The sequence below is a fragment of the Rhodospirillales bacterium genome (assembly GCA_016712595.1).
In the GTDB taxonomy this organism is placed as follows: Bacteria; Pseudomonadota; Alphaproteobacteria; order Rhodospirillales; family Defluviicoccaceae; genus Defluviicoccus.
In genome coordinates, this window is record JADJQT010000002.1 from 1,176,304 (window position 1) to 1,189,950 (window position 13,647).

Below are 13,647 nucleotides of genomic sequence, written 5' to 3' on the forward strand. Positions count from 1 at the left end.
TATTTGCGAGCGTCACCGCCCGCGGGCCCGGGAGCGCACGCAGGCCACCCCGGTTTCCAATGAGACGATCGCGGCCTGCGATGCGCGGTGCCGGCGTCAGTGGGCCAGCCGTTGGTCGATAACGGCGTTCTTTACCGATTTCTGCAGTTTCTCGAACGCCCGCACTTCGATCTGGCGAACGCGCTCGCGCGAGATGCCATAGCGCTGGCTGAGATGCTCCAGGGTCGTCGGATCGTCCTTCAAGCGCCGCTCGGCGAGGATTTGCCGTTCCCGCTCGGTCAAGGTGCCCATGGCGCCGGCGAGAAGCTCGCGGCGGCTGTGCATCTCCTCATGCCCGGCCAGTTGGGTTTCCTGGCTGTCGTCCTGATCGACCAGCCAGTCCTGCCATTCACCTTCGCCTTCTTCGCGCAGCGGCGCGTTCAGCGACGTGTCCGGGCTGCCGATGCGGCGGTTCATCTGGATGACGTCATGTTCCGAAACGTTCAGCTTGATGGCGATGGAGGTGACGTGCTCCGGCGACAGATCGCCGTCTTCGATCGCCTGCATCTGCCCCTTAAGCTTGCGCAGGTTGAAGAACAGCTTCTTTTGCGACGCCGTCGTTCCCATCTTCACCAGTGACCACGAGTGTAGGATGTATTCCTGGATCGAGGCGCGAATCCACCACATCGCGTAGGTCGCGAGGCGGAATCCGCGGCTCGGATCGAAGCGCATGACCGCTTGCATCATCCCGACGTTGCCTTCGGAAATCAGCTCGCCGATCGGCAGACCGTAGCCGCGATAACCCATGGCGATCTTCGCCACCAGGCGAAGATGGCTGTTCACCAGCGTGTGCGCAGCTTGTTCGTCACCATGATCTGCCCACCGCTTCGCCAGCTCATATTCTTCAGATGCCTCCAGCATCGGAAACCTGCGAATGCTCTGCAGATACCGAGCGAGATTGCGATCCGGCGACATGCTCATATCGAACACGGGGCCCGACATTGGCTACTCCTTACACCAGAGGGTCATGCCGTCATGACCTTTGACCCTCCTTTCCGCACGGACTCGCGCGGAGCGTCCTTATGGGAGAAACAATAACTGAGCTTGAAGGTTCGGTATAGTCCTCGCTACAGAGACTCTAATAAACGGATTAACTCATTGATATCGCGTGGAAGCGGCGAAAAAAATCGCAGCATCTTCTGGCTCGTCGGATGGCGAAACCCTATCAAAAACGCGTGAAGGGCGTGGCGGGATCCGCCGTTGCTTCCGCCTTTTTCGAACGCGGCGGGGCAGTGGCGGGCGGTTCGGCCGCCGTAAACCGCGTCGCCGACCAGCGGATAGCCGATCGAGGCGAGGTGCACACGAATCTGATGCGTCCGCCCGGTGGTCAGCCGGCACTCGATCATGCTCGCCCGCGATCCGCACCTGGAAAGCCGTCGGTAATCGGTGCACGCGCGCTTGCCTTCGCCGCCGGCAGTGCTCATCTTCTTGCGGTCGATCCGGCTTCGGGCGATCGGCTTGTCGATCCGGCCCACCGGCGGCTTCGGATCGCCCCATACGACGGCCCGGTAGGCGCGCTCGACCGTATGGGCGGAGAACTGCGCCGTCAGCGCGTGATGCGCGGCATCGGTCTTGGCAACGACGATAAGGCCGCTGGTCTCCTTGTCCAGGCGGTGGACGATGCCGGGACGCAGCGGCGCCCCGACCGACGACAGGCCGCCGGACGCGTGGGCTAAAAGGCCATTGACCAGCGTTCCCGTCCAGTTTCCCGCCCCTGGATGGACGACTAGGCCGGCCGGCTTGTCGACGACGATCAGCACGGCGTCTTCGTAGACGATCGACAGGGGCATCGGCTCGGGCGTTGCGACAACCTGCGTCGGTGGTGGCGCGTAGACGGCGAACGTCTCGCCTGGCCGGACCCGCTCGGACGGATCGAGGGCGGCTTCTCCGTCTGCCCGCAGCACCAGCCCGCTGGCGATCAGCGCCTGGATGCGGACGCGCGAGAAATCGTCCGTAGCATCGGCCAGCAAGCGGTCAAGGCGGGATCCCGACTTGTCGGCATCGACCACGACGGTGTAAGTGGGATGCGTCGAATTCATTGAGCCACCGGCTGTGGACATCCTTGCATGCAAGCGCTCAAATCGCTCGTTTTTGGTCTTGGTGCTTTGATCGTGGTCGGCATCGCCGTTCTCGCCTGGGGATTCTACACGAAACTGCAGCAGACGAAGACAGCCGGAACCGAAGCTACGGCCAATCCTCCTGCCAGTCCCACCGTCGGCGTTCCTGTGGCCGCCGGCTCTGGTTTCGGTGACGTACGCCTGTCCCTGCCCGACGGATGCTCGGTGGTCGAGATGCGGCCCGATCGCGAACGCCTTTATGTCCGCACCGGCCCATCAGGTTTGTGCGAGCGCATTGTGATCGTCGATACGGCAAATGGACGCGTCCTCGGCACCCTTTTGGTCAGGCCGTGACGGCGCGGCGATGATTTACCTGCCGTCCGGCGCTCTGCGGCAGATCGCCAGCGCCGCCGCTGCCGCCTATCCGCAGGAATGCTGCGGTCTGCTGATCGGGCGGGCGCCCGACGGCGAGCGCGGGGACGTGTTCGTTGACGAGATCATGGCCACGGCGAACACGGCGCCACCCCCGCGCACGCGCGCCTTCGAGATCGACCCCGCGGCGCTCTTTGCCGCCCATCGTCGGTTGCGTGAGAGCCGGTGGAGCATCGTCGGTCACTACCATTCGCATCCCGACGGACCGGCGGCGCCATCGCCGCGCGATGCCGAGCGGGTGTTCGATCCGCGGCTGATCTGGGTGATCGCCGCCGTTGCATGCGGCTGCGCCGGGACCATCGGTGCTTTTCGCTGGGACGCGGACGCCCGGCAGTTCATCGCGATCGCGCTCGCGGAAATGGCCGCGCCACCCGGCCTGGGTGCGGCTGCCACAAGCGCTTTATCGGCGCCTTAGGTTCCCCGGCGCTTCAGGTTAAGGACAGCCCATGCTTCCGGAGATGATGCCCTCGACCAATTTCCTGATGCGCATGCCGGACGGCACCGTCAAGCAGATGAACCCGTTTACCGGCACCGAGGTCTGGACCGTACCCGGTCGCGGCCATCGCCCGCTGGGCAATCACCTGCGCTCCGGCGTGAGCATCGATCCGGCCAAGCACGACGCCCACTGCGCCTTCTGTCGCCGTCGTCTGCTGGAAACGCCACCGGAAAAGGCACGTCTGACGAAAACGGCGTCCGGCTGGCGGACGCTCAAGAACCTGCACGCGCGCGAGCTGTTCGATACGATCGCCGAGTTCCGCCGCGTTCCCAACCTGTTCGAGATCGTCTCGTGGGACTACTGGCAGCGCAACTTCGGCTACTCGCTGCCCGAGACCATCGCCGCGCGCATGGCCGCCTATCTCGCCAGCGAGGCCGGCCGGCGCCATGTCCTCGACGTGATCGAGAGCCGCATGCGGTTTTCCGGGCTTGCCGACGACGCGGTTGCCGCCATTTCGTCCGAGGACAAGCTCGCCGCGGCGAGCGCGTTTTTCGGCGGCGGCCACGAGCTGATCATTGGCCGGCGGCACTATGTCGACGGCGCCGAGGACACGAGCGAGCTGTGCTCGTCGGGGATGCTAAGCGCCGAGGAGCACTACCACTACACGCGATTTACCGTCGACGCCATGCGCGACATCTACCTCGCCAATCGCTACGTGCGCTACGTCGCCGTGTTCCAGAACTGGCTGCAGCCGGCCGGCGCCTCCTTCGACCATCTGCACAAGCAGCTCGTCGCCATCGACGAGCGCGGCGTCTACAACGACATGGAAATCCGCCTCGCCCGGGCCAATCCCAACATCTACAACGAGGCGGCGGTCAATTTCGCCGCCTATCACAACCTTGTCTTCGCCGAGAACGCCCACGCCATCGCCTTCGCCGGCTTCGGCCACCGCTTTCCGACGCTGGAGATCTATTCGAAGGGCGAGCGCAGCCAGCCGTGGAACCATTCGGCCGAGCAGCTCCGTGGCGTTTCCGACCTCGTTCACGCCTGCCACGCGGCGATGGGCGCGGCCATCCCTTGCAACGAGGAATGGCACTACAAGCCGCCGGACGCGGATACGCCGATGCCCTGGCGGGTGCTGATCAAGTGGCGCATCTCCAACCCCGCCGGCTTCGAGGGCGGCACGCGCATTTACGTCAACACCATTGATCCCGAGACGCTGCGCGACAAGGTGGTGCCGCGCCTTTACCAGCTCCGCGACGAGGGCCGGATCGCTCCGGTGCGCATCGGCGCCGAATGCGCCTGCGTTCCCAACTGCCTGAAATACAATCCCGCCGTCCGCCGCGAGGATCACGACGACCCCGAATTCCCCCCCCTCTCCGGCGAAGCCCGCATCGCTGGACCGTGAGCGGAGAGTGTCTTTCTTTCTGATGGTCGTGGTCAGTGGATGGCGTGACCAACGCGACGCCTCAGCAACTGAACGGCGAGACTTGAGGTACGGGCTGCAAAAAAGGCCATCCCAGATCAGACTTTGCACTCAATCAGGAGACTTCTGCTTATCGCTGATCCGCCGAAGCCTCCGCTGGGGTTTACCGATGCGATCCCTCCTTGATCATGACCCTGACCTATCACCGCGTAGCCACGAGTGCCGCAAAGATCACCTGCCTTCTCGTAGCACGCTCCCCAAGTGAGGGCCATTCCCGAGCAGTCGATGGAAAACGCCTCCCTACCATCGGGGCCATAGGTGCTCGACGCTCCCGCGCACCCGGCCACCAAGATGGTGACAGCGAGAACTGTTGCAACCTTCGGCATGGCCCTCTACTGCCGTGCGTTGGTGGCGCCCACTCCGAGCACCCACCTGAAGTGACATCACGCACGATCCCGTCAAAGAGGCGTCATGAAGTGAGGTGAGCAATAATTCCTCCGCCGGCTCGCTTGAACGTCGTGGATGGTCGGAACAGATGCGGCCATGACGAAAGAGGGCGCAGGCGAGGGCGCAAGTCGGGATCTGGCGAAAAAGGTGTCCGCGCCGAGCACACGACCCGCGCGTCGCGCCGGGGTGGGCGTTCGCGCGGCGCGCGGCATCGCTTATATGAGGGGCGGATGATCAAGCTCGCGGCGTCGGCGGATGGCCGGCGGGCGGACGGGAAAACAGCACAGCGAAAAGGGTGCGGGGGACGCGATGGATCGACGAACGTTCGTATGCGGGTGTGGTGCGTTGCTGGCGGGCGCCTGCGCCCAGGCGCCGATGACCGGGCGCTCCCAGCTCATCCTCGTCTCGGATGCCGAGATGACCCAAGCGGGCGCGCAGGCGTACAAGGAGGCCCTGGCCAAGGACGGCGTTTCCCAGGACGGCGCCTTGCAGCAGCGGGTGCGCGCCATCGGCACGCGCATCGCCAACGTCAGCGGCATCACCGGTGCCCAGTGGCAGTTCACCGTCATCGATGATCAGAGCGCCAACGCCTTCGCCCTGCCCGGCGGTAAGGTCGCGGTCAACACCGGCCTGTTCAAGGTGGCCGAGAACGACGATCAGCTCGCCACTGTCCTCGGTCATGAGATCGCCCACGTCGCCGCCCATCACGCCGCCGAGCGGGTGAGCCAGCAGATGGTGCAGCAGGGCGGCCTGCAGGCGCTGGGCGTGGCGACCGGGAACGCGATGATCGTTCAGGCCGTTGCCGCAGCCGCGACCGTCGCGATCACCCTGCCTTATTCGCGCACCCAGGAGTCCGAGGCGGACGAGATCGGCCTGATGTTCATGGCCCGCGCCGGCTACGATCCCCGTCAGGCGATCGATCTGTGGCAGAACATGCAGCGCGCCGGCAGCGGCGGCACCGTCGAGTTCTTATCGACGCATCCATCGCCCGGATCGCGCATCGAGCGCCTGCAGGCCCTGATGCCGCAGGCGCTGCAGGCCTATCGCGCGGCCGGCGGCAAGGCGGCGTAACGAACGCCATGCACGCGGGGGTAGGGCGCGGCGGGGGCGGGCGTCAGTAAAGCCCCCCCGTGCCGGTATCCGGCGTCGGCGCGCTGCTGCCACCGCCGCTGCCACCCTCGCTCGGCTGCGGCGGCGCCGTGCCGGGTTTGAAGGCCTCGAGGATGACGCGCGGGTTGCCGGAGCGGGCAAGCTGGCCGGTGGTGGAATCGACGCGCATCAACCGCACGCCGGGCGGTGTGCGGAACGGAATGGCCGGGGTACCGGCGAGTGCCTTGCCCATGAAGTCGGCGAAGATCGGGGCGGCGATGACGCCGCCGGCCGCGTGATCGCCGAGTGAGGCCGGCTCGTCGTAGCCGACGAAGACACCGGCGACGAGATCGGGCGAAAAGCCGACGAACCACACGTCCTTCGCCTCGTTGCTGGTGCCGGTCTTGCCGGCAAGCGGGCGGCCGTCGGTCTGCGCCCGCTCGCCCGTGCCGCGCTCGACCACGCCCTGCAGCATCGAGACCACCTGATAGGCGCTCTCCGGGTCGGTGACGGTTCCGGCGAGGTCGATCGGCTGTGGCGGCGGGCCGCCGTCCCAGTCCTCGGCCTGGCAGCCGAGGCACGAACGCTCGTCGTAACGGTAGACGATGCGGCCGTAGCGGTCCTGGACCCGGTCGATCAGCGTCGGCTCGATGCGCCGCCCGCCGTTATCGATCATCGCGTACGCCGTGGTCAGGCGGAGCAAGGTGGTCTCGCCGGCGCCGAGGGCGTAGGTCAGCTGCCGCGGCAACTGGTCGACGACGCCGAGGCGCTTGGCGCAGTCGGCGACCTTGTCCATGCCGAGCGCATCGGCGAGGCGGACGGCGACGATGTTGCGCGACTGTTCGAGGCCGACACGTAGGGTCGTCGGCCCGTAGAAGCGATCGGAGTAGTTCGATGGCGTCCACGGCGGCATGCCCGCGCCCTGGCTGTAGGACACCGGTGCGTCGATGATCACCGAGGACGGCGTGAAGCCGTTCTCCATCGCGCACAGATAGACGATCGGCTTGAACGTCGAGCCCGGCTGACGCATGGCCTGGGTTGCCCGGTTGAACTCGCTGAGCTGGAAATCCCAGCCGCCGGTCAGCGCCAGGACGCGCCCGGTGTGTGGGTCGAGGACGACGAGGGCGCCCTCGACCTTCGGGACCTGACGCGGGGCGAAAGCGCCGCCACCCGTGGCCTCGACCGCGATGACGTCGCCCGGGCGCACCCCCGGACCGCCGCGCAGCCAGCGCATCTGCTCGGCGGGAATGCGGCCGGAGCGTCCGTCGGCAAAGCCGATCCGCCCATCGCCGCCGCCCGCCTGAAGCAGCACCGCCAGCCGCCAGTCACCGAACCCGGGCGGTGGAGTCACTTTCGCCAGCTTCGCCCGCCAGTCCTCAGGAGCGGCGGGCAAGGCTTCGATATGCGCCACCGCTCCGCGCCAGCCGTGCTGACGGTCGTAGGCTTCGAGGCCCCGGCGCAGCGCTGCCTCGGCCAGCGTCTGCAGCCGTGGATCCAAGGTCGTATGCACGACGAGGCCGCCCTTGTAGAGCGCGTCCTCGCCGTAGCGGCGAACGAGTTCGCGGCGGACGTCCTCGGCGAAATAATCGGCGGAAACCAGCTCCGTCGCCTGGCGCTTGCGGGTGACCAGGGGCTCGTTGCGCGCCGCCTCGGCCTCCTCGGCGGTGATCCGCCCGTCTTCGAGCATCCGGCCGATCACCCAGTCGCGACGGGCCTTCGCCGCTTCCGGATGGCGGATCGGATCGTAGTTGCTGGGCGCTTTGGGCAGCGCCGCCAGTGTCGCCGCCTCCGCCAGTGAGAGCTGATCGAGGCTCTTGTCAAAATAGTTGAGCGCGGCGGCGGCAACACCATAGGACCCGCTGCCGAGGTAGATTTCGTTCAGGTAAAGCTCAAGGATCCGGTCCTTGGTAAGCGCCCGGTCCATGCGGAAGGCGAGAATCGCTTCTTTGATCTTGCGCGAGAACGTCACATCGCCGGTGAGAAGGAAGTTCTTCGCCACCTGCTGCGGAATGGTCGACGCGCCGACGAGGCGCCGGTCGCTGCCGTAGTTGAGCAGGTTGGTCAGGGCGGCGCGGATCACGCCTTGCGTATCAATGCCGGGATGCTGGTAAAAATTCTTATCTTCGGCCGAAAGGAACGCGTGCGTCAGGCGCGGCGGTATCGAGCCGATCGGCACGAACACGCGCTTTTCCGCCGCGTATTCGGCGAGCAGGCGGCCATCGCCCGCGTAGACGCGGGTGGTGACCGGCGGCTCGTAGGTGGCGAGTTGTTCGACGTCCGGAAGATTTCCGGCATAGTGGTCGACCAAAAGCAGCCCGCCCGCCAACGCCGCGACCGCAACCAGAAACAACGCGGCGGCAACCGCGGCCGCGAAGCGCATGATCAATGCTCCACCCTCATCATTCAGTTTTGGAGCAAGATATACGCCGCATCGGCGTCGGGCGGTATAACGAAGCGCACACGTCGAGCGTCGGAGCGGTTAAAGGCGGTTGCGGGCCTCGAAGCGGACGAAGTAGCCGTCGATTGCCCGGGCGATGGCGTTGGCGAGGGCGCGTCGGTGTTTCGGTGAGCGCAACAACTTTTCTTCAGTCGGGTTCGACAGGTAGCCCAGCTCGATGAGCACGGAGGGAACGTCCGGCGATTTCAGCACCGCGAAGCCGGCGAACCGATGCGCCTTTGGCAACACGGCGGTCTCGTTGCCGAGTTCACTGACCAGCAAGGCGGCGAATCGCGCCGACTCGTTCATCGTATCCCGCTGTACGAGGTCGATGAGGATATTGGTGACGTCGGGCGGCTCATCCGACAGCGAGACACCGCCGATCAGATCGGCACGGTTTTCCTTTTCCGCCAGCGCCGCCGCCTCGGTATCGGAGGCGCGTTGCGACAAGGTGTAGACCGACAAGCCGCGGACGGAAGCATTCTGCGTCTTGTCGGCGTGCAGCGAGACGAACAGATTGGCGCCGGCGGCGCGGGCGATGGCGATCCGCTGGCGGAGCGGTACGTAAGTATCGCCGGTGCGGGTGAACACCACCTTGTAGCGGCCCAGCGCCTTCAGCTCGTCGCGAAGGGCGCGCGCTTCGGCGAGGGTGATCATCTTTTCGTAGATGCCGCTGGGCCCTATGGCGCCCGGATCGTCGCCACCGTGCCCGGGATCGATGGTGATTACCCATTGCGGCGACGCGGTGAGGCCGCGAGACGCCGGGCGGGGTTGCGGCGCGCTCAGGGCCCCGGGCTTGGAAATCCCGGTCGCACGGGTGGCGGCCGGGCCGCTGACCGTCGTGTTGGCCAGGGATACCCCGTCTGTCGCCCCCGCCGGCACGGCGGCGTTGCCGACGGCGAGGCCGGTTGCACCGATCACCGGTCCCGCCGGTTGAATCGCGGACGGCGCCGATGGCGAGTAGGTGACGTCGACGAGCAAATGAAAATCCCGGCCATGCGGGACGAGGCGCGATGAACTTACGTCAACAGGGGAGGTAAAATCGAAGACAAGGCGGAAGACCCCGGGCTTATGGACCCCGTGACGCAAGCGCGCGAACGCGCCGGCCGGTTGGGGAGCGCCCCGCGCCGGCACCTTCCATCGCATCTCAGGCACGTCGACGACCACGCGATCCGGATTCGCCAAAGTGAACACGTCGTAGTCGACGCGCTCACTGAGACCGATGACGATCTGTATTGATGCCGGGCTCTGGTCGACGCGCGCCGAGTCGATCTGTGCTTGCGCCAGAACCGGAGCAGCCCCGCACAGCAGCACCAGAACACCGGCGATGGCGACGAGGCAGCAGCGCATGCGCGCTGTCAGCAGACGAACCGCCACATCGCCATGGGCCAATTCGGCAGAATCGAACCCATACGCGGCGGAATCCCGCCGCAGTCGCCGGGAAAACCGCCGCTGCCAGAACCGCCATTGCCAGGAGACGCCGTGCATTCGCCTGATTGGACGTGCCACGATCCGATGCTCCGCTTCGGCACCATCCTCGACCACCCGCCGCGCCATAACCTGCCTGTGCCAAACACACGCACGTCTATGGCAAAAACCCGCCTCTTTCCAGACGGTTTGTCCAATCAACTAACAGTTTAGCTGAGAAAGATAGCAATTGTCGAAGGGTATTCGTGCCTCTATCTTAACCCGACAAGTGGGGCGACAGAAGTGTCGCCTCGCTGGTGCCCGGAGCGGCGCAAGTCCGCAGTCCGCGCACCGCTCGGCCGGAAGAACAGCAACCGGGCGCGGCCTGAGGCGTGTCGCCCGGTTAAAGCCACGTTACAGAGATTTATATGCCGTTGAAATCTGCGCGCCCATTGAGCCTCGAGTTCCCGCGATGCGGGATCATCGGCCCGGCGGTCGCACGCGCCTTCGGCACCATCGTACCGCGCCGCCACCGCTCGAACAGCTTCCGGCCGGAGCTGCAGGCGGCGCGACGGAGTTTAGCTCATGGCCACAAAACGTATGCTCATCGATGCCTCGCACCCGGAGGAAACCCGGGTGGTGGTGGTCGACGGTACCCGGGTGGAGGATTTTGATGTCGAAGTCGCCTCTCGGCGCCAACTCAAGGGGAACATCTATCTTGCCAAAGTAACGCGGGTTGAACCGTCTTTACAGGCGGCGTTCGTCGACTACGGCGGTAACCGTCACGGCTTTCTCGCGTTCAACGAAATCCATCCGGATTATTATCAGATCCCGGTCGCCGATCGCGAACGGCTGCTGGCCGAACAGGCCGCGGCGATCCGCGCCGAGAGCGACGAGCGCGAGGAGGCGGAGGACGCCGAATCGTCCGACGCTGTGGGCGGCGGCGATGATGAGGACGACGGCGATCGGCGGCGTTCCCGCCAACTGTCGCGCTACTATAAGATCCAAGAGGTGATCAAGCGCCGGCAGATCATGCTGGTGCAGGTTGCGAAGGAAGAGCGCGGCAACAAGGGCGCCGCGCTCACCACGTACCTTTCTCTCGCCGGCCGCTACTGCGTGCTGATGCCGAACACGGCGCGCGGCGGCGGCATCTCGCGCAAGATCATCGGGGCCCTCGATCGCAAGCGGCTGAAGAAGATTCTCACCGAACTCGAGGTGCCCGAGGGCATGGCGGTGATCGTGCGCACCGCCGGGTCCGGACGCAGCAAGGCGGAAATCAAGCGCGATTATGAATACCTCATGCGGCTGTGGAGCAGCATCCGCGAAAAGACGCTTGAATCGAGCGCGCCGACGCTCGTCTACGAGGAAGCGAGCCTGATCAAACGCTCGATTCGCGATCTCTATGGCCGCGACATCGAGGAGATCATCGTCCAGGGCGAAGACGAATATCGCATCGCCAAGGAATTCATGAAGCTGTTCATCACCAGCCACGCCAAGCGGGTGAAGCTCTACGAGGACGCGGAGCGGCCGCTGTTCCAGCAGTTCGAGGTCGAAGAGCATCTCGATTCGATGCATGAACCGACGGTGCAATTGCGTTCCGGCGGCTATATCGTCATCAATCCGACCGAAGCGCTGGTGGCGATCGACGTCAACTCCGGCCGCTCGACGCGCGAGCGGAACATCGAAGAAACGGCGCTGCGCACCAACCTCGAAGCCGCCGACGAAATCGCCCGCCAGCTTCGCCTGCGCGACCTCGCCGGGCTGATCGTCGTCGACTTCATCGACATGGAGAACGCCCGCAACCAGGGCATGGTCGAGCGGCGCCTCAAAGAGGCGATGAAGAACGACCGGGCGCGGGTGCAGATTGGTCGCATCAGCCCGTTCGGCCTGCTCGAACTGTCCCGTCAGCGGCTGCGTCCGAGCCTGATCGAGACCTGCTTCGAGGTCTGCCCGGCGTGCGGCGGCAATGGGCTGCGGCGAACGACGGAATCGACCGCGCTCGCCATTTTGCGCAAGCTGGAAGAGGAAGGCATCAAGCACCGCACGCGTGAACTCTCAGTCGCCGTCGCGCCCGCCGTGGTGATGTATCTGCTTAATCAGAAGCGCCGCTCCCTCGTCAGCATCGAGGATCGTTACAAGCTGTCGGTTTCGCTGATCGGCGATGAAACGCTGGTGCCGCCCGATCATCGCGCCGAGCGGCTGAAGCTGATCGCCGAGCCTGGGGCGGATGAAGTCGTGGTCGAGGCCGATCACGAGGTCGAGGTCGAGGTCGAAGCTGACGTCGACGACGAGGTGGAGAGCACGTCCGCGGGCGAGCGGGACGATGCTGCCCGTCGGGGCCGCCGTCGTCGCCCGCGCCGCCGGCGGCGGAGCGACGACGCAGTGCTGCCGATGGAGGCTGCCGCGGATGCGGCCGAGGAGTTGGCAGAATCCGACGAGATGACGGCGGACGCCGATGCCGACGTGGGTGAAGAGGCCCCGCATCCGGAGGACGCCGTTGCGGAGGATGCCGGGGAACAGGCGGCGCGCAAGCGGCGTCGGCGCGGCAAGCGCGGCGGTCGGCGGCGGGTTCGCAACCCGGTCGAGGGATCGATCGGCGACGAGATGCCGGCGAGCGACGGTCTCGACGCCGATAACCTCGATCGCGATCATGACGGCGATGATCACGCGAACGACGCGGTGTTCGAGGGCGATGATCGGGTCCTTGCTGATGCCGCTTTCGAGGGTGGAGCCGGCGACTGGCGCGACGACGAAGATGAGGCGGAGGCGTTCGACGGCGCGCCCGCAGGCGAGGGCGGGGAGACGCCGGGGCATGCCTCGGCCGGCGGGTCGATGGATGTTGCCGAAGCCGCGTCGGATGATCGTGCCGACGTTACGTCGGAAGACGCTCACGATGCCGCATCGGATGGCGCGGCCGAGACCGAGGAGGCTGACGCGGGCGAAGCGCGATCGCGTCCCCGCCGCCGGAACCGGGTAGCGCGCCCGCAGCCGCCGCTGACGGCCGAAAATGCCGACGCCGACGCCGACGATGAGGATGAGTCAGACGCGGCGAACTCGGCATCGACGTTCATCGACGATGACGATGGCTTCGTTGAGCGGATGCATGAGATCGATGAGATCGGCGGCGCGCATCCGTCGCTGGCCGATGACGAGGACAGCGACGACAACGAGACCGGTCGATCCGACATTGCCGAGGGCGCAGGGGAGGAGGGAGCGGGATTGCCGGCATCCGAGCCGCAGGCCGACACGTCCGCCGACACGCCAATTGCTGCCGGAAGCTTCGACGGTTCTCTCGCCGAGCAAGATGCTTCGATAGCACATGGCGGCGAAGGACCCGCAGAGGACGCGCAAGAAGATACGCAAGAGGAAACCGGGGTAATGCTCGGTGAGACGGACGATGGTTTCGCCGGCGAGGACGCGGACCGCGACGAAGAGCGCACGCGATATTACACGGTTGAATCGGATTACGCGGTAGAGCCGGCTGCCCTGGTCGACGCGAGCAATGAGGACGGCACCACCTCGTGGCCGAATGAGGCGGAACCCGTTGCCGCCACCGCGCTGCACGACGACGCCTCGGAGTTCTATGCGCAAGGCGCGGGGCGGGAGACGACGGACGACACGTATGGCCGCAGCCCGGACCTTGGGCGTGCGGAGACACGCGAGGATGCCGACCCCGGGATGACTGTCGAGCAGATCGAGCGCGACTCTGGGGACGAGCGGGCGCTGGAGCCTGCGAGCGCGGATCGCGTGGCCGCCGACGTGAATGCGGCGGCCGAAATGGCCCGGCGAACCGAGGTGATCAACGTCGGCGATGACGACGGCCAAAGCGAGGAAGAGCGTCGGCGTGGCTGGTGGCGGCGTCTGCTCACCTGACGGT

At 65.9% G+C, this 13,647-nt stretch carries 9 protein-coding genes; 5 read left to right on the plus strand and 4 right to left on the minus strand.

Annotated elements, in window-relative coordinates:
* Positions 1 to 96: 96 nt before the first annotated feature.
* Entirely contained in the window at positions 97 to 981 is an 885-nt protein-coding gene (gene rpoH, locus IPK66_17100) for an RNA polymerase sigma factor RpoH (protein MBK8176910.1), read from the minus strand.
* Between the two features lie 125 nt (positions 982 to 1,106).
* Entirely contained in the window at positions 1,107 to 2,078 is a 972-nt protein-coding gene (locus IPK66_17105; protein MBK8176911.1) for an RluA family pseudouridine synthase, read from the minus strand.
* A gap of 27 nt (positions 2,079 to 2,105) precedes the next feature.
* Between IPK66_17105 and IPK66_17110 the strand changes: the two genes are divergently transcribed.
* From IPK66_17110 to IPK66_17125, 4 genes are all read left to right on the plus strand, one after another.
* On the plus strand, positions 2,106 to 2,450 hold the full coding sequence (locus tag IPK66_17110) for a hypothetical protein (protein MBK8176912.1): 345 nt from the start codon (positions 2,106 to 2,108) through the stop codon (positions 2,448 to 2,450).
* Between the two features lie 10 nt (positions 2,451 to 2,460).
* A complete protein-coding gene (locus IPK66_17115; GenBank protein MBK8176913.1) occupies positions 2,461 to 2,943 on the plus strand; it encodes a M67 family metallopeptidase in 483 nt (160 codons plus the stop codon).
* A gap of 46 nt (positions 2,944 to 2,989) precedes the next feature.
* The gene (locus tag IPK66_17120; protein ID MBK8176914.1) at positions 2,990 to 4,372 is read left to right on the plus strand and encodes a DUF4921 family protein; all 1,383 of its coding nucleotides are present in this window, start codon (positions 2,990 to 2,992) and stop codon (positions 4,370 to 4,372) included.
* 774 nt (positions 4,373 to 5,146) lie between these two features.
* A complete protein-coding gene (locus tag IPK66_17125) occupies positions 5,147 to 5,908 on the plus strand; it encodes a M48 family metallopeptidase (protein MBK8176915.1) in 762 nt (253 codons plus the stop codon).
* Positions 5,909 to 5,951: 43 nt separating this feature from the next.
* Here the strand turns inward: IPK66_17125 and IPK66_17130 are convergent, their stop codons facing one another.
* Both IPK66_17130 and IPK66_17135 read right to left on the minus strand, forming a co-directional pair.
* Positions 5,952 to 8,306, minus strand: coding sequence for a penicillin-binding protein 1A (locus IPK66_17130; GenBank protein MBK8176916.1), 2,355 nt, complete (start codon positions 8,304 to 8,306; stop codon positions 5,952 to 5,954).
* A gap of 99 nt (positions 8,307 to 8,405) precedes the next feature.
* A complete protein-coding gene (locus IPK66_17135; GenBank protein MBK8176917.1) occupies positions 8,406 to 9,497 on the minus strand; it encodes an N-acetylmuramoyl-L-alanine amidase in 1,092 nt (363 codons plus the stop codon).
* A gap of 858 nt (positions 9,498 to 10,355) precedes the next feature.
* Between IPK66_17135 and IPK66_17140 the strand changes: the two genes are divergently transcribed.
* Complete coding sequence (locus IPK66_17140; protein MBK8176918.1) at positions 10,356 to 13,643, plus strand: Rne/Rng family ribonuclease; 3,288 nt, start codon at positions 10,356 to 10,358, stop codon at positions 13,641 to 13,643.
* Positions 13,644 to 13,647 lie beyond the last annotated feature (4 nt).

Excerpts from the sequence above, each read along its gene's own strand:
- rpoH (MBK8176910.1), bottom strand. The coding sequence starts at position 981 with ATGTCGGGCCCCGTGTTCGATATGAGCATGTCGCCGGATCGCAATCTC.
- IPK66_17105 (MBK8176911.1), bottom strand. The coding sequence starts at position 2,078 with ATGAATTCGACGCATCCCACTTACACCGTCGTGGTCGATGCCGACAAG.
- IPK66_17110 (MBK8176912.1), top strand. The coding sequence starts at position 2,106 with ATGCAAGCGCTCAAATCGCTCGTTTTTGGTCTTGGTGCTTTGATCGTG.
- IPK66_17115 (MBK8176913.1), top strand. The coding sequence starts at position 2,461 with ATGATTTACCTGCCGTCCGGCGCTCTGCGGCAGATCGCCAGCGCCGCC.
- IPK66_17120 (MBK8176914.1), top strand. The coding sequence starts at position 2,990 with ATGCCCTCGACCAATTTCCTGATGCGCATGCCGGACGGCACCGTCAAG.
- IPK66_17125 (MBK8176915.1), top strand. The coding sequence starts at position 5,147 with ATGGATCGACGAACGTTCGTATGCGGGTGTGGTGCGTTGCTGGCGGGC.
- IPK66_17130 (MBK8176916.1), bottom strand. The coding sequence starts at position 8,306 with ATGCGCTTCGCGGCCGCGGTTGCCGCCGCGTTGTTTCTGGTTGCGGTC.
- IPK66_17140 (MBK8176918.1), top strand. The coding sequence starts at position 10,356 with ATGGCCACAAAACGTATGCTCATCGATGCCTCGCACCCGGAGGAAACC.